We start from the raw sequence: 19,454 nt of genomic DNA on the forward strand, positions 1-19,454 counted from the left end.
CTAGCCACTGCTACACTAACAGGGCTGAACGGAGGATCCTGCCATGTCCCAAAGAGAGCTCACCACCCTACTGTCGCTGATGAACCAGCGCCAGGCCTGCCTGAGTAGCGCGTGCAAGGAGATTGCCGACTGGATCGACCGGCAGGGCGATGTGCCCGCCGCAGGCAAGATTCGCGCGAGTTTACGGGCGCTGGAAGCCGACGAGGCGCAAGTCCGCAAGACCTTGACCTCGCTGACCCTCGACCGGCCACTGCCCAAGTTTCGCAGTTGACCGGCGCGCCAAGGCTAGCTTGCTGGAACCTGTCAGTGCTGCATGTGCATGTGGTCGTGGCCGCCGCCCGCCTCGGCGGTGAGCGCGCGCACTTCAGCCTGCACTTCCACGGTTTCCTTGGCGCCTTTGGCGCCTTCGATGGTCAGGCTCAGCGGTACTTTCTCGCCTTCCTTGACCTGGCCGTTCAGGCCCATCAGCATCACATGCAGGCCATTGGGGTCCAGCGTAACGGCTTTGCCCGCTGGTAGCTCGACAGCCTTCACCTCACGCATGCCCATCACATCGCCGTTCATGGTCATTTCGTGTACCTGAACGGTCTTGGCAACTGGCGACGCCACGCTCACCAGCTTGCTGTCGCTGCTGGCGGTCAGGGTCATGAATGCGCCGGTGGACTGCTGGTGCGGCACGCTGGCACGCACCCAGGCTTCACTCACGGTGGTCTGGGCCAGGGCCGGCAGGGCCGGCAGGGCCAGCCCGGCAAGGGCCAGGGCAGCCAAGCCGCGTTTGATCGGTTGCATCAACATTCAGCAGATCTCCATCAGGGTGACCAGGTCTTCGGCGCATTCCTTGGCTGTCAGGGAATGGCCCAGGCTCAGGCGCAGGGTGCCACGTGTATCGTAGACGTAGCTGGTGGACGAATGAGAAATGGTGTAGGTGTCCCCGGCCGGGACTTTCTCGTAGAACACCTTGAATTCCTTGGCTACTGCGGCAATTTCTTCGGGGGTGCCGGTCAGTGCGATGAACGTGGGGTCAAAGGCCTTGACGTAGGCATCGAGCACCTCGGGGGTGTCACGCTCCGGGTCCAGGGTGATGAACACCACCTGGAACAGGTCGCGGTCGCGGCCGCGCAGGGTCTTGCGGATCTGCGCCGCACGCGCCAGCGTGGTCGGGCAGATCGCCGGGCACTGGGTGAAGCCGAAGAAAATCATGGGCATGCTGCCGTAGAAGCTCGACAGGGTACGCACGTTGCCTTGCGGGTCCTTGAGGCTGAACTTGCGCCCGAGGATCTCGTTGCTCATGTTCTTGCCGTACTTGAACTCGAGCCCCCGCGCCGGGCTGCAGCCCGCCAGCAGGCCGAGCCCGAGAACGCCCATGCCGGCGACGACTGCCCGCCGGCTATATAGATCATTCATGAAACCATCCTTTACAGGGAAGGCGCCGGCCCTCGGGACGGGCCGGTCGAAAAACCGGGGCATTCTGGCATGACACCCAGAGGGGTTCTACCCGACCTGGGCAGGGAGGGCCTGCAGCCCTTGAAATACGGGCTGCGGCCTGTTGTCGCAGGGCTTGAAAACGTAACACTTTATTGCTAAGTGTGCGGACTTTAGCGGCCTGTTCAGGCGCGGTCATGTGTCGCGATCGGGCTGCAACGCAGCCCGAGCAAGCATGCGCCAAGGCAACGGTGCGGCTGCAGCCCAGCAGCCGCCGGAAGGCTTAGTAGTAGGCGTTTTCTTTCTGGCTGTGGTCAGTCACGTCACGCACGCCCTTCAGCTCCGGGATACGCTCGAGCAGGGTGCGCTCGATGCCTTCTTTCAAAGTTACGTCAGCCTGGCCGCACCCTTGGCAACCACCGCCAAACTGCAGCACAGCAATGCCGTCATCCACTACATCTACCAGGCTGACCTGGCCGCCATGGCTGGCCAGACCAGGGTTGATCTCTGTCTGCAGGTAGTAGTTGATACGCTCGTTGATCGGGCTGTCTTCATTGACCATCGGCACCTTGGCGTTCGGCGCCTTGATGGTCAGCTGGCCACCCATGCGGTCGGTGGCGTAGTCGACCAGGGCGTCTTCCAGGAACGGCACGCTGACCGCATCCAGGTAAGCGGTAAAGCTCTTGAGGCCAACGGCGGTGTCGTCAGGCTTCTCTTCGCCCGGCTTGCAGTAGGCGATGCAGGTTTCGGCGTACTGGGTGCCCGGCTGGGTGATGAAAATACGAATGCCGATGCCAGGCGTGTTCTGCTTGGAGAGCAGATCGGCCAGGTAGTCATGGGCGGCGTCGGTAATGGTTATAGCGCTCATGTAGGTTCCTCACAGACTTGCCGCCAAGTGTACGCCAACCGGCGCATCGAACAAAGTCCTAGTATTTGACTCGGGAAAGCGCATAGGCCGGCTCGCCCCCTCGCGGCGCCGCCAGCCACGCCTGCATGCGCCGGTACAGGCCACGTTCCAGCCAGCGGTAGCTGAACCACGACATTAGTCCAATGGACGGCACGCACACGGCGAATACCCAGTAAGGATTCAACTGCAGCCGCTGGCTGGCGAACCAGCCGGCATACAGCACCAGCACATGGATCAGGTACACGGAATACGAGCAGTCGCCCAGCGCCTTGAGCAGCCGGTTGTCTTTGAACATCGGTTCCAGGGCGATGAAGGCAAGCACGATCATTGCGCTCGGCACGCCCCAATGCAGCAAGCGCTGCGATGCATCGAGGTGATAGATGGCCAGGCCTGCCGCCCCCAGCAACAGCAACGCCAGCACGCGGCCCTGGCGGATCAGCCCATGGCGGTACAAGACCCCAAGGCCGATGCCGAGCAAGAACTCATAGATGATGTCGTTGTTGTAAAAGCGGCTGAGCAAGCCGAACCGCCCCAGCACCTCGCTGACCAGCAGCAAGGCGCCAGCCACCAGCAACAGGTGGTGCCGTTTGCGCACGAGGAAAGCCAGGCCGAACAGCAGGTAGAAGAACATTTCGAAGTTCAGCGTCCAGCCCACGTTCAAGGTGGGATACAGGCCGTAACCGCCGGGGTTCTCCGCCGGGATGAACAGCAGCGACAGCAGCAAGTGATGCCAACTGAACACCTGGTGCGGCATCCATTGGCTGAACGCCAGCAACAGCAAGGCCATCAGGGCCGTATAGAACCAGTAGGCGGGAACGATGCGCAGCACCCGGTTGAGCAGAAACTGTCGCGGCTCGACCGGCTTGTCGCAGGTCGACAGGTAGATGACCAGCCCACTGATCACGAAGAAGATGTCCACGCCCACGGCGCCCCGGTCAGTGAGCAATTGGCCGACGGGGCCCGTGGCATGGAAGTCGAAGAAGATCTGCATGAAATGGTGGCAGACCACCACCCAAGCGGCGAACGCCCGCAATGCCTGAAGCGAATACAACATGAAAGAACCTGCGCTTTTCGGTGCATTGAGGCCCGTATCGGCTGCGTGAGCACCGATACAGGCCACCTAACCCTTTCCGACCGCAGGTGTATCGGAAAGGTCAGCCAAACCGATCAGAGGTTTTCATAGCGGTTCATGTCCAGCACCCCGGCCTCGAGCGGCTCGGTTTCCTTGATGTAGCTGTTCAGGTCATGGAAGTAGCGCCAGAACTCGGGGTGGCTGCGGCGCACGCCCCAGCGCATGACAATGCGTTCGAACTTCGCCGCATCGTCCTTTGCGTACTCCATGTCCTCGACGAATTCCGGCACATCCTTGGTCGGGATGTTGAACATGAAGTTGGGGTAACTGCTGAGCACACCGGGGTACAGGGTCAGGGTGTCCAGGCCAGGCTGGTAGCGATAGGCCTCGCCAAGCAGGAAGGCCACGTTGCTGTGCGCGCGGTTGCGTAGCAGGCTGTACACCTGGCGCTGGCCGCCCTGCCCTTCGATGCGCAACATCGTCGCCTCGGGCAGCTGGTTGATCACCTTCAGCCCGGCCGCCGGGCGCGAGACCAGGCGGCTGAGCGACTGCTCGGCATTGCGGAACTCTTCGCTCATTTGCGGCCGCGAGCAGAAGGCGCCCTGGCAGCGGTTGATCGGGTCGGGACCGGCATTCAGGCTGCCGGTGCGCTGCAACAGCTTGAGGCCGAAGTCGCGCGTGGGGTTGCGCGGGTCAAGCTTGATACCGCTCGGCGTGTCACTGTCGATGTCCTCGTAGTCCAGCCACATCTTGACCTTGCCGCTGTTCTGGTACCAGTCGCCAAGAATCGCCTTGCGCTGGTCTGCCGGCATCAGGCGCAGGAAATTGACCTCGGCACCGTTGCGGATCAGGTCGAAGTACAGGCGCGTCTGCAACTGGTGGGACACGTTGCCATACACATCGAAATTGACTGCCAGCTGGTAATAGGTGCGTTCGAGCAGCGGGTAGTCGAACAGCCAGACGGTAAGGGGCACATCGCCGACCAGGCCCTTGGTGACCGAGGCGCTGTCGAAATGACGGAAAATGCTCAGCAGGGCATTGTCGTTACCCGCCCACAGCGTCGCCCAGCCTGGGGCCGGCATCTCGGCATAGGCTTCCCGGCGCAGCTTTTCATACGCGTTGCGCTTGTCGCGGTACGCGTGCCACAGGCTCAGCACACTGCCCACGTCGTCGTTCTGGCCTGGCATGGCCAGCAACGGCGTGGCTTCGCCGCGGTAGTGCGCATCGGTGATGTAGCGGTCGTGCGCGGGCTCCTGGAACAACGCCCAGAAGTTGTCGCGAATCACGTCGGTGGCGATCTGGCCCCGGCAAACAGGCCCGCGGATGAAGGTGCGCACGAAGTACTCGGCGTTATCCAGCATGAACTGGTAGCGCGCCACCGCCGGGATGGCCTCGAAGGTTTCGAACGGGTTGGCGCGGTGGCGCGGGCCATAGCCGGGCAGCGCAGCGGCATGCCAGTCACCGGCATAGAACAGCTGCTTCACCCGCTTGAGCTTTTGCGGCCCCATTGGGTAGGTGATGTGCGTCTTGTGCACGATCACGCCCTGCACCGGGATCAACCGGTAGTAGAAGTCGGTACCTGGGGGGTCGTTGGGCCGCCGCGTGGCGATGATGTCTGCCGGCTGGCCGCTTGGCGTGCGCGAGCGCACCCACTGGAAGAAGTGGCCCTGCTCGCCCCCTGTAAAATAGATATGCGCCAGGAACAGGTGCTCGTACAGCCAGCGGCCAACCAGCGCTTCGGTGGAGCCTGGGCGGTTGAGCAGCTCCTCCCATTCGGCGATTTGCCGGGCTTCAGCAGCGCTGGGTTGGATCGGCTGGTATTCGACCGGCGCGCCGGCGGCCAGCCAACGGCGCATGGTGTCGTATTCCTGGTCCGTCAACCCGGTCACGGCCAGCGGCATGCCTTCCCTGGGATGGGCGCCGGCGTAGGCATCGAACTCATGGGGCAAGGGGCACATGTTGTTGCGGTTCAGGCCCAGGACGATCTCGTCAGGCACCTTGGCATTGGGCGTGAGTGGCGTCTTGTGCCCCAGTTCGAGCATGCGCGCCATCAGCGCGGCCTGGCTGCCCTGGTTGTCGAGCACCGAGTAAAAGCCTTTCTTGCGCCACTCGCTCTCGCTGTGGGCGTCGTAGAACAGCCGCGTGGTGGGCACTGCCTGGCTGCGTTCGCCCTGGTACACCGGAACCTTGCTGGCCCCGCGTATTGCGCCTTCGGGGCTTTCCAGCTTCAGTTGGCAGGCGGCATCGTTGCAGGCATGGCAGGCCACGCATTTCTCGGTGAAGATGGGTTGAATGTCCCGGGTGTAGGATATGGCCGGGCTCGACTGGGGAGCTTGCCCAAGCACCGCGCCACTGAGGAGCAGGGCGAAAGCGCCGGCAAGGATACGTTGCACCATGTGCGGAAAGTCCTGGTTCTTGAAGCCATTACGATTTGTTGCCTGGTCGTCCTTGGCCACCGTTTTCACCGGCTAGGCCAACATGAGCAGAATTCATGGAAATGGGCGATGCACCTAAAAACCGCGCAGCTTTGTTATGATTCGGCCCCTTCTGATATTCGCCCGACCAGGTAGTTCCTATGTCCGACCGCAGCGCTCGTCTCCAAGCACTCCAGAACGCCCTCAAAGAGCGCATCCTGATCCTCGACGGCGGCATGGGCACTATGATCCAAAGCTACCGGCTCGAGGAACACGACTATCGTGGCACGCGTTTCGCCGATTGGCCAAGCGATGTCAAGGGTAACAACGATTTGTTGCTGCTCAGCCGCCCAGACGTGATCGCTGCCATCGAGAAAGCCTACCTGGATGCGGGCGCGGATATTCTCGAAACCAACACCTTCAATGCCACGCAAATCTCCCAGGCCGACTACGGCATGGAATCGCTGGTGTACGAGCTGAACGTCGAAGGCGCGCGCATTGCCCGCCAAGTGGCCGATGCCAAGACGCTGGAAACCCCCGATAAGCCGCGCTTCGTTGCTGGCGTGCTCGGCCCTACCAGCCGCACCTGTTCGATTTCACCGGACGTCAACGACCCTGGCTACCGCAACGTCACCTTCGACGAGCTGGTGGTCAACTATGTGGAGGCCACCCGTGGCCTGATCGAAGGCGGCGCCGACCTGATCCTGATCGAGACCATCTTCGACACCCTCAACGCCAAGGCGGCGATCTTCGCCGTACAACAGGTGTTCGAGGAAGACAGCATCGAACTGCCGATCATGATCTCCGGCACCATTACCGATGCCTCCGGGCGCACCCTGTCGGGCCAGACCACCGAAGCGTTCTGGAACTCGGTACGCCACGCCAAGCCGATTTCCGTGGGCCTGAACTGCGCCCTGGGCGCCAAGGACCTGCGCCCGTACCTGGAAGAACTGTCGACCAAGGCCGACACCCATGTCTCGGCACACCCCAACGCCGGCCTGCCCAACGCCTTCGGTGAATACGACGAAAGCCCTGCCGAAATGGCCGCGGTGGTCGAGGAGTTCGCCGCCAGCGGGTTCCTCAACATCATCGGCGGTTGCTGCGGTACCACCCCGGGCCACATCCAGGCGATTGCCGAAGCGGTCGCCAAATACCCGCCGCGCGAAATTCCGGAAATCGCCAAGGCCTGCCGCCTGTCGGGCCTGGAGCCGTTCACCATCGACCGCCAGTCGCTGTTCGTGAACGTTGGCGAGCGTACCAACATCACCGGCTCCGCCAAGTTCGCCCGGCTTATCCGTGAAGAGAACTACACCGAAGCCCTGGAAGTCGCCCTGCAGCAGGTCGAAGCCGGCGCCCAGGTGATCGACATCAACATGGACGAAGGGATGCTCGACTCCCAGGCCGCCATGGTCCGCTTCCTCAACCTGATCGCTGGCGAACCGGACATCTCGCGCGTGCCGATCATGATCGACTCGTCGAAGTGGGAAGTGATCGAGGCGGGCCTGAAGTGCATCCAGGGCAAGGGCATCGTCAACTCCATTTCCATGAAAGAAGGCGTGGAGCAGTTCAAGCACCATGCCCGCCTGTGCAAACGCTACGGCGCCGCCGTGGTGGTCATGGCCTTCGACGAAGTGGGCCAGGCCGACACGGCTGCGCGCAAGAAGGAAATCTGCCAGCGCAGTTACGACATCCTGGTCAACGAAGTGGGCTTCCCGCCGGAAGACATCATCTTCGACCCGAACATCTTCGCCGTCGCCACCGGTATCGAAGAGCACAACAACTACGCCGTCGATTTCATCGAGGCCTGTGCCTACATTCGCGATCACCTGCCGCATGCGCTGAGCTCGGGCGGTGTGTCCAACGTGTCGTTCTCGTTCCGTGGCAACAACCCGGTGCGTGAGGCGATCCATTCGGTATTCCTCTACCACGCGATCCAGAACGGCCTGACCATGGGTATCGTCAATGCCGGCCAGCTGGAAATCTACGACGAAATTCCCGCTGCGCTGCGCGAAAAGGTCGAGGACGTGGTGCTCAACCGCACCCCGCACGGTACCGACGCCCTGCTGGCAATCGCCGAAGACTACCGCGGCGGCGGCGCCACCAAAGAGGTGGAAAACGAAGAGTGGCGCTCGCTGCCGGTGGAAAAACGCCTGGAGCACGCGCTGGTCAAGGGCATTACCGCATTCATCGTCGAGGACACCGAAGCCTGCCGCCAGCAGTGCGCACGCCCGATCGAAGTGATCGAAGGCCCGCTGATGAACGGCATGAACGTGGTCGGGGACCTGTTCGGCGCGGGCAAGATGTTCCTGCCCCAGGTGGTCAAGTCGGCCCGGGTGATGAAGCAGGCAGTGGCGCACCTGATCCCCTTCATCGAGGCCGAGAAAGGTGACAAGCCCGAAGCCAAAGGCAAGATCCTGATGGCCACGGTGAAAGGCGACGTGCACGACATCGGCAAGAACATCGTTGGCGTGGTGCTGGGCTGCAACGGTTACGATATCGTCGACCTTGGCGTGATGGTGCCGGCCGAGAAAATTCTGCAGACCGCTCGCGACGAAAAGTGCGACATCATCGGCCTCTCTGGCCTGATCACGCCGTCGCTGGACGAGATGGTCCACGTTGCCCGCGAAATGCAGCGCCAGGGCTTCACGCTGCCGCTGATGATCGGGGGCGCCACGACGTCCAAGGCGCATACCGCGGTCAAGATCGAACCGAAGTACAGCAACGATGCCGTGGTCTACGTCACCGACGCCTCGCGCGCGGTTGGCGTGGCTACGCAGTTGCTGTCCAGGGAGCTCAAGCCAGGTTTCATCGAGCGGACGCGCCAGGAGTACGTGGAAGTACGCGAACGCACCGCCAACCGCAGTGCCCGTACCGAGCGCCTGAGCTACGCCCAGGCCATCGCCGCCAAGCCGCAATACGATTGGGCCGGCTACCAGCCAGCGGTACCCTCCTTCACCGGCGTGAAGGTGCTGGAAGACATCGATCTGCGCACCTTGGCCGAATACATCGACTGGACACCGTTCTTCATTTCCTGGGACCTGGCCGGCAAGTTCCCGCGCATCCTCACCGACGAGGTGGTCGGCGAAGCGGCCACGGCGCTGTACAACGATGCCCGCGAAATGCTCGACAAGCTGATCGACGAAAAGCTGATCAGTGCCCGGGCGGTGTTCGGCTTCTGGCCGGCCAACCAGGTCGCCGATGACGATATCGAAGTCTACGGTGCAGATGGCCAGACCCTGGCCACCCTGCACCACCTGCGCCAGCAGACCATCAAGCCGGACGGCAAGGCCAACTGGTCGCTGGCCGACTTCGTCGCGCCCAAAGGCAGCGGCGTGACCGATTACGTGGGGGGCTTCATCACTACGGCCGGCATTGGTGCCGAGGAAGTGGCCAAGGCGTATCAGGACAAAGGCGACGACTACAGCTCGATCATGGTCAAGGCCCTGGCCGACCGCCTGGCCGAAGCCTGTGCCGAATGGCTGCACGAACAGGTGCGCAAGGAACACTGGGGTTATGCCCGCGACGAGCAACTGGACAACGAAGCGCTGATCAAGGAGCAGTACCGCGGCATCCGCCCGGCACCGGGCTACCCGGCCTGCCCGGACCATACCGAAAAAGAGACCCTGTTCCGCCTGCTCGATGGCACGGCCATTGGCGAAACCGGGCCAAGCGGCGTGTTCCTCACCGAGCACTTCGCGATGTTCCCGGCCGCGGCGGTCAGTGGCTGGTACTTCGCCCACCCGCAGGCGCAGTACTTTGCCGTGGGCAAGGTCGACAAGGACCAGATCGAGTGTTACAGCGCGCGTAAAGGCCAGGATGTCAGCGTCAGCGAGCGCTGGCTGGCCCCTAACCTGGGTTACGACAGCTGAGTCTGCCGGGGCCGCCTTGCGGCCCTTCGCGACACCCGGTTGCGGCTGACCGGGCCCGGTTGCTTCGGCAGGCGCGGGCTCGGGTCGCGAACGGGTTGCACGGTAGCGGCAAACCCCACCTACACTGTCCCTGATTGCCTCTGATTATTCAGGAGCCAGCATGGACGATTCCAGCCAAGGCAAACCGCCGACCTTCTGGCAGATGCTGCACAGCATCCTCGCCGCCGCCTTCGGCGTGCAAAGCGGCAAGAACCGCGCCCGCGACTTCACCCATGGCAAGGCAAGCCATTTCATCGTCATGGGCACACTGTTCACCTTGGTGTTCATTGCCGTGCTGATTGGCCTGGTGCAACTGGCGCTACACCTTACCGCGCGTTAATCACGGGGCCGCAAAGCACAACGCCTGCGCAATGGCTGCCGCAGGCGCCGTGGCTGCATCACGGTCGGAAGGTTCAAGTCACTGGTGGCTGACCCAGTACACGGCGGTGACGACCACCAGCACGATCAGGCAGAGGATCGCCCAGGCATCGACACTGCTGTCAGCTTTGCGGACCTTGGTTGAGTTTCCCATTGCATTGCCTCTTGTAGTGGTTATGGGAATGCACTTCACAACCAGCAGTTAAGACGAGCAATGCCCTTCTCTCAAGCAGGGTCTTTCAATATTCGACCGGCGACGTCAAAAACGGGTATTGGTAACTGGCAGGCCGTCCTTCGGCGCTGTAACGCTGAAAATCCACGCCATAGTCGTCCCGCTCCAGCAGTTTCAGCCAACGCCTGGCCTTGGCCTGGTCAATCACCTGCATGACCGGCGCCGTGTGTACACGCAAGCCATCACGGTTCAGCGCCAGCCCCTGGGCATCATCGTGCAGCATCACCATGGCCCAGCCACCGAGGGTGAAATGCCCACCCAACAGCACGCTCAGGCGGCCGTCGATGCGCGCACGCAGCGCCTCGGGCGAGCTGTTCACCGCACCGAACAGCACGTCACGCCCCGGCGTATGGCCGGCTTCCTGGAAAGCTTGCATGGCGCCGAAGGCCATTTCGTCATTGGCCGACCACACCAGGCCGATGTTCGGGTAACGCTGCAGCAGCAGCTGTGCCTGCTCGTAGGCCCGCTGTCGGCTCCAGCCGCCATACACCACCTGACGCAGGCGCACCTGGGGGAAATCGGCCAGCGCCCTGCGCATCCCCTGCTCGCGAAGTTGCGAGGCCGGCGTGGTCTTGACGCCGACAAACGCCAGCAACTCTACCGGGCCATGGTCACGTGGCAATTGCGCGACCATCTGATGCAACATCTCGAAACCCGCCTGTTCGTCATTGCTGGTCAGTGTGCCCAGTGGCGCGGCGAACTTGTCGGGCTGGGCCAGGATGCTGCGCTCCTGGCTGGCCGTGAGGCCATTGTTCACCAGCAGCAGCTTCACCCCCGTGCCGCGCGACAGGCGCAGGATTTCCGGCGCCACGTATTGCTCGTTGACCACTATCAGGTAATCGGGCCGCTGCGGCGCGGTGAGTATCGCCCTTGCCTGGGTCAACGCCCGGTCGGCACTGCGCTCAGTGTATTGCACGCGCAGGGTCATGCCCAGCTCCTGGGCGGCGGCCTGCATGAACCGGCTGTAGCTGTTCCAGAACGTCTCGTTGGACAGCCCCGGGTTGAGGAACACCACCGAAGCCGGTTGTGCGCTCGCCGCCAGCGGCAAGGCAAGACAAACGCTTTGGCACAACGCCTTGAGCATGGGCTGACATCTCTGTAACGCAAACCGCGGATTATACCCGCCACGCCATATACCGGGCACAAATGGCAGTCAGTCTCACATAGTCCATTTGGTTCTTTTCATATGCAAAAACATCACTTTAGCGCATAAACGCAACCTGCTATCGTTCCCCGGCTCCGTACCGGAGTGCGCGGCCGTGCGCGCGAATAGCTGCATGCCTGAGACAGGACTTTTATGTACGTATACGACGAGTACGATCAGCGGATCATCGAGGACCGCGTCAAGCAGTTCCGTGATCAGACCCGCCGCTACCTGGCCGGTGAGCTGAGCGAAGAAGAATTCCGCCCTCTGCGCCTGCAGAACGGCCTATACATCCAACGTTTCGCGCCGATGCTGCGTGTCGCCGTGCCGTACGGCCAGCTGAACGCCACCCAGGTTCGCACCCTGGCCAAGATCGCCCGCGACTACGACAAGGGCTACGCCCACATTTCCACCCGGCAGAACGTGCAGTACAACTGGCCGGCGCTGGAAGATGTTCCGGACATCCTTGCCGAGCTGGCCAAAGTGCAGATGCACGCGATCCAGACCAGCGGCAACTGCCTGCGCAACACCACCACCGACCAGTTCGCCGGGGTAGCTGCAGACGAGGTCATCGACCCACGGCCATGGTGCGAAATCGTGCGCCAGTGGACCACCTTCCACCCGGAATTCGCCTTCCTGCCGCGCAAGTTCAAGATCGCCATCAATGGCTCGCAGGAAGACCGTGCCGCCATCGAAGTGCACGATATCGGCCTGGAGCCGGTGCGCAATGCGGCCGGTGAGCTGGGCTTCCGCGTATTGGTAGGCGGCGGCCTGGGGCGTACCCCGGTGGTGGGCTCGTTCATCAACGAATTCCTGCCATGGCAAGACCTGATCAGCTACCTCGACGCCATCCTGCGCGTGTACAACCGTTACGGTCGCCGTGACAACAAGTACAAGGCGCGGATCAAGATCCTGGTCAAGGCCCTGACCCCGGAAGTGTTCGCCGAAAAGGTCGAGGCCGAAATGGTCCACCTGCGTGGCGGCAGCACTACCCTGACCGAAGCCGAAGTGCAGCGGGTATCGCGCCACTTCGTCGACCCCGAATACCTGGCCCTGGACAACGTCGACTTCGCCACCCAGGACGCCGAGTACCCTGGCTTCGCCCGCTGGCGCTCGCGCAACACCCGCGCTCACAAGCGGCCGGGTTACGTGGCCGTTACCCTGTCGCTCAAACCCACCGGCGTGGCCCCGGGTGACCTGACCGACAAGCAGCTGGACGCCGTGGCCGATCTGGCCGAGCGCTACAGCTTCGGCTTCCTGCGTACCTCGCACGAGCAGAACATCATTCTGGCCGATGTCGAGCAGCGCCAACTGCACGCGCTGTGGCTGGAATTGCGCGAAAGCGGCTTCGCCACCCCGAACATCGGCCTGCTGACCGACATCATCTGCTGCCCGGGCGGTGATTACTGCTCGCTGGCCAATGCCAAGTCGATCCCGATTGCCGAGTCCATCCAGCGCCGCTTCGACGACCTGGACTACCTGTTCGACATCGGCGAAATCGACCTGAACATTTCCGGCTGCATGAACGCCTGCGGCCACCACCACGTGGGCCACATCGGCATCCTCGGCGTGGACAAGAAAGGTGAGGAGTTCTACCAGGTGTCGCTGGGCGGCAACGCTGCACGCGGCGCAAGCCTGGGCAAGATCCTCGGCCCGTCCTTCGCCCAGGATGACATGGCCGATGTGATCGAAAAGCTGATCGCGGTGTACGTCGAGCAACGTACCGAGGAAGAGCGTTTCATCGACACCTACCAGCGTATCGGTATCGACCCCTTCAAGGAACGCGTCTATGCAGCGAATCATTAAGAACAATCAGATCGTCGACGAAACCTGGCACCTGCTGCCCAAGGAAACGGCTTTCGACGAGCTGACCAACTGCGACGACTACATCGTTCCGCTGCAGATGTGGCGTGACCATGCCCATGTGCTCAAGGCCCGCGACGGCGGCCTTGGCGTGTGGCTGGACAGCGACCAGGAAGCCGAAGAAATCGGTGAAGACGTGCAGTACTTCCAGGTCATTGCCTTGAACTTCCCCGCCTTCACCGACGGGCGCAGCTACTCCAACGCGCGCCTGCTGCGTGACCGCTACGGCTTCAAGGGCGAGCTGCGTGCCATTGGTGACGTGCTGCGCGACCAGTTGTTCTACATGGCCCGTTGCGGTTTCGATGCATTCGCCATCCGTGCCGACAAGGACCCGGAAGACGCATTGCAGGGCCTCAAGGACTTCTCGGTGACCTACCAGGCCGCTACCGACGAGCCGCTGCCGCTGTTCCGTCGCCGCTGATTGCCACCTGCAACACCCACGGCCCGCCGCGATGGCGGGCCGTTTCATTTGCACCCGCCGGTACCGCTCAACCCTGCCCCAGCTTCCTCCCCGCCCACCCACGCCTGCGCCCTTTTTTGCCTGGGGATCAAATGTCCTTGGCCGAACACCGCCTTAATCAAACCGCGTCAAACTTGCACACTGCTCCACACTCAAACAACGGACGGGGCTGCACCCCCTGGCTGAATTCCAGCCCCTTCCCTCACCTACCAGGAGCCACCTCATGAGCATTCCATCTTTTGGTCTGGGTACTTTTCGCCTCAAAGGCCAGACGGTCATCGACTCGGTCAAGGCCGCCCTCGAGCTAGGCTACCGGGCCATCGACACCGCGCAGATCTACAAGAACGAAGCAGAGGTCGGCCAGGCCATCGCCGAGAGCGGTGTACCACGCGGTGAATTGTTCATTACCACCAAGATCTGGGTCGACAACTATGCCCCTGGCAAGCTGCAAGACAGCTTGAAGGAAAGCCTGGAAAAACTGCGCACCGACTACGTGGACCTGTTGCTGATCCACTGGCCAGCCCCGGGCAACGGCGTTGAACTGCCCGACTACATGGCCGCCATGGCCGACGTCAAGAAAGCGGGCCTGACCCGCCAGATCGGGGTGTCGAACTTCAACATCGCGTTGACCGAGCAAGCCATCGAGGTGGTGGGCAAAGGCGAAATCGCCACCAACCAGATCGAGCTCAGCCCATACTTGCAGAACAGCAAGCTGGCTGCCTACCTCGAGGCGCAAGGCATCACTGTCACGTCCTACATGACCTTGGCCTACGGCAAGGTGCTGAAGGACCCGGTGCTGACCGAGATCGCCACCAAGCACAAGGCCACCGTGGCTCAGGTTGCCCTGGCCTGGGCCCTGCAACTGGGCTACGCGGTGATCCCCTCGTCGACCAAGCGCGAGAACCTGGCCAGCAACCTGTTGGCCCGTAGCCTGAAGCTGGATGACCAGGACATGGCACGCATCGCCACGCTGGAACGCAATGGCCGTGAAGTCAGCCCGCCGGGCCTTGCCCCTGATTGGGACTGAGACACTCTGCAGGGGGGGCATGGGACCGAGCGCCACTTTGCACGGCCAAGCCGTGTACAGTACGCCTACAACAATGCCCACAAAGGAGCCCGGCCCATGAGCGTAACGCTGTCCCCCCTGCACATCGACTGCGATTTCGATTCTGGCAATATCCAGGTACTGGATGCCAGCAACCCGGCGCAGGTGCGCCTGGCCATCCGCCCGGACACCCACAGCGACCATTACCAGTGGTTCCACTTCAGGGTCAGCGGGCTGACGCCGGACCAGGTCCACCGCTTCAGCCTCGACAACGCCTCTGGCGCTTCGTACAAGCATGCCTGGAGCGGCTACAACGCCGTTGCCAGTTACGACCAGCAACGCTGGTTCCGGGTACCCAGCCAGTTCGATGGCAGCGCGCTTTCGTTCGAGCTCAAGGCTGAGCAGCCGCAGGTCTGGTTCGCCTACTTCGAACCATACCCACGCGCCCGCCACAACCAGTTGATCGAGCGGGCCCGGCAACTGCCCGGTGTCGAATTGCTGGCCAGCGGCCGCAGCGTGCAAGGCCGGGACATTCCCCTGCTACGGGCGGGTGATGGTGCCGAGGGCAAGCGCAAGCTATGGCTGATCGCCCAGCAACACCCCGGCGAGCACATGGCCGAATGGTTCATGGAGGGCGTGATAGACCGCCTGCAGGCTAACGACACGGTGATCCAGCAACTGCTGGGCAAAGCCGATCTGTACCTGATCCCCAACATGAACCCCGACGGCGCCTTCCTTGGCCATCTGCGCACCAACTTCAAAGGCAAGGACCTCAACCGTGCCTGGCAGGACGCCAGTGTCGAACTCACCCCGGAAGTGTTCTTCGCCCAGGCGCAGATGAAGCAATATGGTGTGGACGCCTTCATCGACGTGCACGGTGATGAAGAAATCCCCCATGTATTCACGGCGGCGTGCGAGGGCAACCCAGGCTACACACCCAGGCTGGCAAAGCTTGAGGCGCAGTTCCGCAGCACCCTGTGCAGCCTTACCCGCGACTTCCAGACGGTACATGGCTACACCCGCGACGAGCCTGGCCAGGCGAACACCACCCTGGCCTGCAATGCGGTGGGCATGGCGTACGACTGCCTGTCGCTGACCCTGGAAATGCCATTCAAGGACCATGATGATGCGCCCAACGCCGCTACCGGCTGGTCGGGCGCGCGCTCCAAGGCACTGGCCGGCGCCGTGCTGGAGACGCTGGCAGGCATGCTTGGCGACTTGCGCTGACCCCGCGGCTGGCGCACGCCTTCAAAACTGCACATCCAGGATCACACTGTCGGCATAGCTGGCCGCGGGCGGCGTGGCCTGGTCGGTGTAGACCTTGGCGTTGTAGTTGAACACCTGGCTGCCGGTGCCGGTACCGGCACCGGGGTTCACATCCGCATCAGTGCTCGCGCGGCGTGCCGCACCAACCGCGCCCCACCGCACCGTACCGGCACCCTTGAAAATGTCGTATGCCAGGTAATTGCTGGTGGTAGATTTCATGCGCCGCCTGCCATTGGCCACGTTCTGCCCGTCGTCCAGGCCAACCGTGTAGTTGCTGCCCTTGGTGCACGACACACTCAGGCTCTGGCTGACCGTGGCGAACCCTGCCACCACCGGGGCACTGCCGAAGTTGATGTTGGGCGTGGTGATCTGGCAATCGTTGGTCACTGTCAGGCTCACGGTCAGGGTTTTGCTGCCTGAACCGATGTCGCGCCCAAGGCAGGCGCCGAGCAAGCCAATGCCCGAACAGTAGTCCCAGCTCCAGGCAATGGTCAGGGTTTCCTGGTACAGGCCAGCGGCGACATTGCTGCCCACCTGGGTGCGCATGTACAGCGGCACCGATTTGGGGGTGGTGCCGCCGAGCAAACCCAACAGGTCGAGAATGCCGGTACGGGCGAAGTCATAGGCCACGCCGCGGGCAATCGGGTAATTGGTGGTGTTGTCGCCGTACACCGTGTAAGGAATCACATCCCCCGTCGGGCCTACCAGGCCGCTGCTGGGCGACGTGATAGTGAGATAGAAATGGTCGCTGTTGCTCAGCACGCTCAGCAGCGACCCTGTGCACTGCAACCCCGAGTTCAGCGTCGAGGCGTTCTGTGCCGTGGTGCGCACCTGCGTGGAATTGAGGCTGCCGAACGCGGCCGGCAGGGTTGCCACCGATGAGCACAACCCCCAGGCGGCCCCCATCGGCAACCACAGCAAGCTTGCCAGCAGGCCCCGCTGCCAGGCCGTCATCGGCACACCAACGGCCCAAGCAATGGGATCGAACCTTGCGCTTCGGGGAAGTCGAACTCGACCTGGCAGCGCCCGCCCCCCTCCAGCGCGACCTGCAGGCGGTTGCGTGGCGACAGGTTCTCCAGGTACACCAGCCCGTCCCAACCGACCACAGCCTGGCTGCCCGATTGCTCGTGGGTCACCCGGCTGCCCAGTTTCAGCGGCTGCTGGCTGGCATCAACCAGCTCGATGCTCGCCGCCAGTACCCGTTTCAGCGGGAACTCCAGCAGGTAGCCACTGCCGCGGCGCACGGCCACACGCTGCTCCACATTCGGCGCCAGCACATCGGGCGGCAGGTCCATGGGGTCGATCTCGTACTTGCCGCGGTAGTAACCACTGCTGTACGGCACCAGAAGGTGGCCGCTGGCATCGGTACGGCCGACCTCCTGGTTTTCATACCGCACCGGTACATCGGCATAGCCGTCGGTACTGACCACGACGAAAGCGTCGTCGATCCGGTTGGCGGCGAACAGCCCATCCATCCATACCAGCGACCCACTGGCATCGGCCCAGCGGGTCGTTGCGCCGCTGCTGCCATATACGCCGGCCTGTAGCTGTACCGACTGCAAGCGCCAGGTCACATCGGCCTGGCGATAGGCATCGCGGTCGCTACCCTGGGCATAGCCGAGGTTATAGCCCACGCCGCTGCCTACCGGCACGGCGCGCCCGTAATTGACCCGCTGCAGGGTTTCACCGGTGTTGCTGCGTTCCAGGCCTAGCGCCAGCGTGCCATGGGTGTCGAACGGAATCACCAGTTGCGCCTGCACGGCCCACTGCCCGCCAGCGATTTCGCGGTTGGCCGACAGGTACACACTGCTGCTGCCTGACAACGGCCTGCTGTAGCTCAGGTTGATCAGCCGGGTACGCGTGCCGTCTGCAGCGCGCACGTCAAAGTAGCCGGCACCGACATTGCCGTACCTGTCAAGGTTGAGGCTGAGGCTGACCTGCTCGCTGCGTGTGCTTGCCTGTATGTCCGGGGTGTCGACCCGGCTCAGGTCGGCATAGTCGGCACGCCGTTGCAGGCGCTGGTAGCTGAAACCGAAGCGCTGGCTGTTGTATTGGTAACCCAGCGCGACCTGCTGCCCCTGATCGCCGTCGAAACGGCTCTGCGCGAGCGCGGCATTGAGCACACCGAAGTTGCCCAGCCGCAGGTTGCCACCCAGGCCACCCAGCATCAGCGAGGCAGCGGTTTCAAGGTGGGTTTCCACGGTGAACGTGTCGCTTACCCCATGGCGCAGGCTGGCGCTGGCCGCCCCCGCGCCGTAGGCAAAGTCCCGCACACCGTAGTCACGCCTCAGGCTCCCGGCCGCTATCGAATAGTCTGACAGGCCTTTTTGCAACAGGCTGCTGGTGACGTAGAACGGCAAGGTGGTGGAAACCTGCCGGCCCAGGGCGTCGGTGGTGACCACCACCGCTTCGCCGGCACCGTTGATGAACGGCACGTTGGTCAGCGTGTAGGGGCCTGGCTGCAATTCGTTGGAACTGGCCTTGTAGCCGTTGATGAACAGGTCGAGCGAGGTCGGTACCGCGGCTTCGCCGGCAAAGGCCGGCAAGGGGTAGGTGACCAGGTCCGGCCGTGCGGCGAAGTCGCGCGACAGTTGCACGCCGCCCACCCGTACCGAACGGGTCCAGGGCAGTGCCCCGGTAATGAAATCGCCGGCCTCGTAGGTCAACAGGCGCTGCTCGTCTGTGAAGCGCCAGGTGGTGTCGTAGCGCAGGAAGCCCCGCCTTGCCGGGTCGGCCTGCGCGCCGTTGAACGATTGGCGCCATTGCCCGGTGCTGGCGAAGGTGCCCCAGCCGTCGAACACGCGCAGTTCGTTCCAGGCCGCCAGGTAGGTGCCGCCGTCATCGGTGTCGTTCAGGTACAGGTCGTAGTTGAACAACGCGCCGAAGCTGCTCCGCGCATCGCTAGGCGGGTACAGGTTACGATCGCCGACCTGTTGCTCGGGCAACCAGGCCGGCGGCACTTGCAGCAACAGCCGCAGGTTCCGGCTGTCGTAATCGGCGTGCAGCCCGCTCACCGCGTCCAGGGCGATCTCGCCCTGGGGGTCGCCGGGCAGTGTCACACCCGCCGCACGCAACACGGCGCTGTCCAGGTACAACTGGCCGGCCCGCTGCTGCACCGGCACCAGCTCAGCCTTGGGCATGCGGTTCACCATCAGGTCGAGGAACAGCGTGGCGTCGGCAATGGCGGACAGCTCCGTGGGCGGCGGCGGCAGGTCGTCGGCCAGCGCCAGCGCTGGGCCAAGCACGGCCAACTGCAGGCACCCGCGGCGCAACCTCAGCGCTAGCCATTTCACACACGGTATCCAACCATTGCCGGGTCCTCCTTGGCCCCTGCGCTGCATTC

General features: G+C 63.0%; 15 protein-coding genes. 7 read left to right on the top strand and 8 right to left on the bottom strand.

The window, feature by feature from the left end; all coding sequences use genetic code 11:
• The first annotated feature begins 43 nt into the window (after nt 1-43).
• The gene (locus tag K4A76_RS14315) at nt 44-271 is read left to right on the top strand and encodes a hypothetical protein (protein WP_029884913.1); all 228 of its coding nucleotides are present in this window, start codon (nt 44-46) and stop codon (nt 269-271) included.
• A 32-nt stretch (nt 272-303) separates the two neighbouring features.
• Here the strand turns inward: K4A76_RS14315 and K4A76_RS14320 are convergent, their stop codons facing one another.
• The 5 genes from K4A76_RS14320 to K4A76_RS14340 form a co-directional block, all read right to left on the bottom strand.
• Nucleotides 304-795, bottom strand: coding sequence for a copper chaperone PCu(A)C (locus K4A76_RS14320; protein ID WP_274410539.1), 492 nt, complete (start codon nt 793-795; stop codon nt 304-306).
• Complete coding sequence (locus tag K4A76_RS14325; RefSeq protein ID WP_009685906.1) at nt 796-1,404, bottom strand: SCO family protein; 609 nt, start codon at nt 1,402-1,404, stop codon at nt 796-798.
• 301 nt (nt 1,405-1,705) lie between these two features.
• Nucleotides 1,706-2,290 carry a Fe-S biogenesis protein NfuA gene (nfuA, locus tag K4A76_RS14330; protein ID WP_003250416.1) on the bottom strand — a complete coding sequence of 195 codons (585 nt, stop codon included), beginning with the start codon at nt 2,288-2,290 and terminating at the stop codon, nt 1,706-1,708.
• Nucleotides 2,291-2,348: 58 nt separating this feature from the next.
• Nucleotides 2,349-3,383, bottom strand: coding sequence for an acyltransferase family protein (locus tag K4A76_RS14335; protein WP_274410540.1), 1,035 nt, complete (start codon nt 3,381-3,383; stop codon nt 2,349-2,351).
• Nucleotides 3,384-3,496: 113 nt separating this feature from the next.
• Nucleotides 3,497-5,797 (bottom strand): fatty acid cis/trans isomerase, encoded by a 2,301-nt coding sequence (locus tag K4A76_RS14340; RefSeq protein ID WP_274412298.1) that lies wholly within the window; start codon nt 5,795-5,797, stop codon nt 3,497-3,499.
• A 179-nt stretch (nt 5,798-5,976) separates the two neighbouring features.
• On the opposite strand from K4A76_RS14340, the gene metH reads away from it, so the two are divergent.
• A complete protein-coding gene (gene metH, locus K4A76_RS14345; RefSeq protein WP_009685909.1) occupies nt 5,977-9,684 on the top strand; it encodes a methionine synthase in 3,708 nt (1,235 codons plus the stop codon).
• Between the two features lie 160 nt (nt 9,685-9,844).
• On the top strand, nt 9,845-10,063 hold the full coding sequence (locus K4A76_RS14350) for a DUF2970 domain-containing protein (RefSeq protein WP_009685910.1): 219 nt from the start codon (nt 9,845-9,847) through the stop codon (nt 10,061-10,063).
• 277 nt (nt 10,064-10,340) lie between these two features.
• Here the strand turns inward: K4A76_RS14350 and K4A76_RS14355 are convergent, their stop codons facing one another.
• Nucleotides 10,341-11,417 carry an ABC transporter substrate-binding protein gene (locus K4A76_RS14355; protein WP_274410541.1) on the bottom strand — a complete coding sequence of 359 codons (1,077 nt, stop codon included), beginning with the start codon at nt 11,415-11,417 and terminating at the stop codon, nt 10,341-10,343.
• 213 nt (nt 11,418-11,630) lie between these two features.
• On the opposite strand from K4A76_RS14355, the gene K4A76_RS14360 reads away from it, so the two are divergent.
• From K4A76_RS14360 to K4A76_RS14375, 4 genes are all read left to right on the top strand, one after another.
• Nucleotides 11,631-13,283 (top strand): nitrite/sulfite reductase, encoded by a 1,653-nt coding sequence (locus K4A76_RS14360; protein WP_182366548.1) that lies wholly within the window; start codon nt 11,631-11,633, stop codon nt 13,281-13,283.
• Nucleotides 13,267-13,761 (top strand): DUF934 domain-containing protein, encoded by a 495-nt coding sequence (locus tag K4A76_RS14365; RefSeq protein ID WP_029886967.1) that lies wholly within the window; start codon nt 13,267-13,269, stop codon nt 13,759-13,761. The genes K4A76_RS14360 and K4A76_RS14365 overlap by 17 nt, the downstream gene beginning before the upstream one ends.
• Before the next feature lie 262 nt (nt 13,762-14,023).
• Nucleotides 14,024-14,827 (top strand): 2,5-didehydrogluconate reductase DkgB, encoded by an 804-nt coding sequence (gene dkgB, locus K4A76_RS14370; protein ID WP_182389952.1) that lies wholly within the window; start codon nt 14,024-14,026, stop codon nt 14,825-14,827.
• Nucleotides 14,828-14,923: 96 nt separating this feature from the next.
• Nucleotides 14,924-16,072 (top strand): M14 family metallopeptidase, encoded by a 1,149-nt coding sequence (locus K4A76_RS14375; protein WP_274410542.1) that lies wholly within the window; start codon nt 14,924-14,926, stop codon nt 16,070-16,072.
• 21 nt (nt 16,073-16,093) lie between these two features.
• On the opposite strand, the gene K4A76_RS14380 is transcribed toward K4A76_RS14375, so the two are convergent.
• Nucleotides 16,094-17,065, bottom strand: a complete 972-nt coding sequence (locus K4A76_RS14380) for a Csu type fimbrial protein (RefSeq protein ID WP_125854541.1) — start codon at nt 17,063-17,065, stop codon at nt 16,094-16,096.
• Nucleotides 17,062-19,452, bottom strand: coding sequence for a fimbria/pilus outer membrane usher protein (locus tag K4A76_RS14385; RefSeq protein WP_443218401.1), 2,391 nt, complete (start codon nt 19,450-19,452; stop codon nt 17,062-17,064). Before K4A76_RS14385 ends, K4A76_RS14380 begins: the two co-directional genes overlap by 4 nt.
• Between the last annotated feature and the right edge of the window lie 2 nt (nt 19,453-19,454).

It is taken from the genome of Pseudomonas sp. NEEL19 (genome assembly GCF_028751975.1).
GTDB lineage: Bacteria > Pseudomonadota > Gammaproteobacteria > Pseudomonadales > Pseudomonadaceae > Aquipseudomonas > Aquipseudomonas juntendi.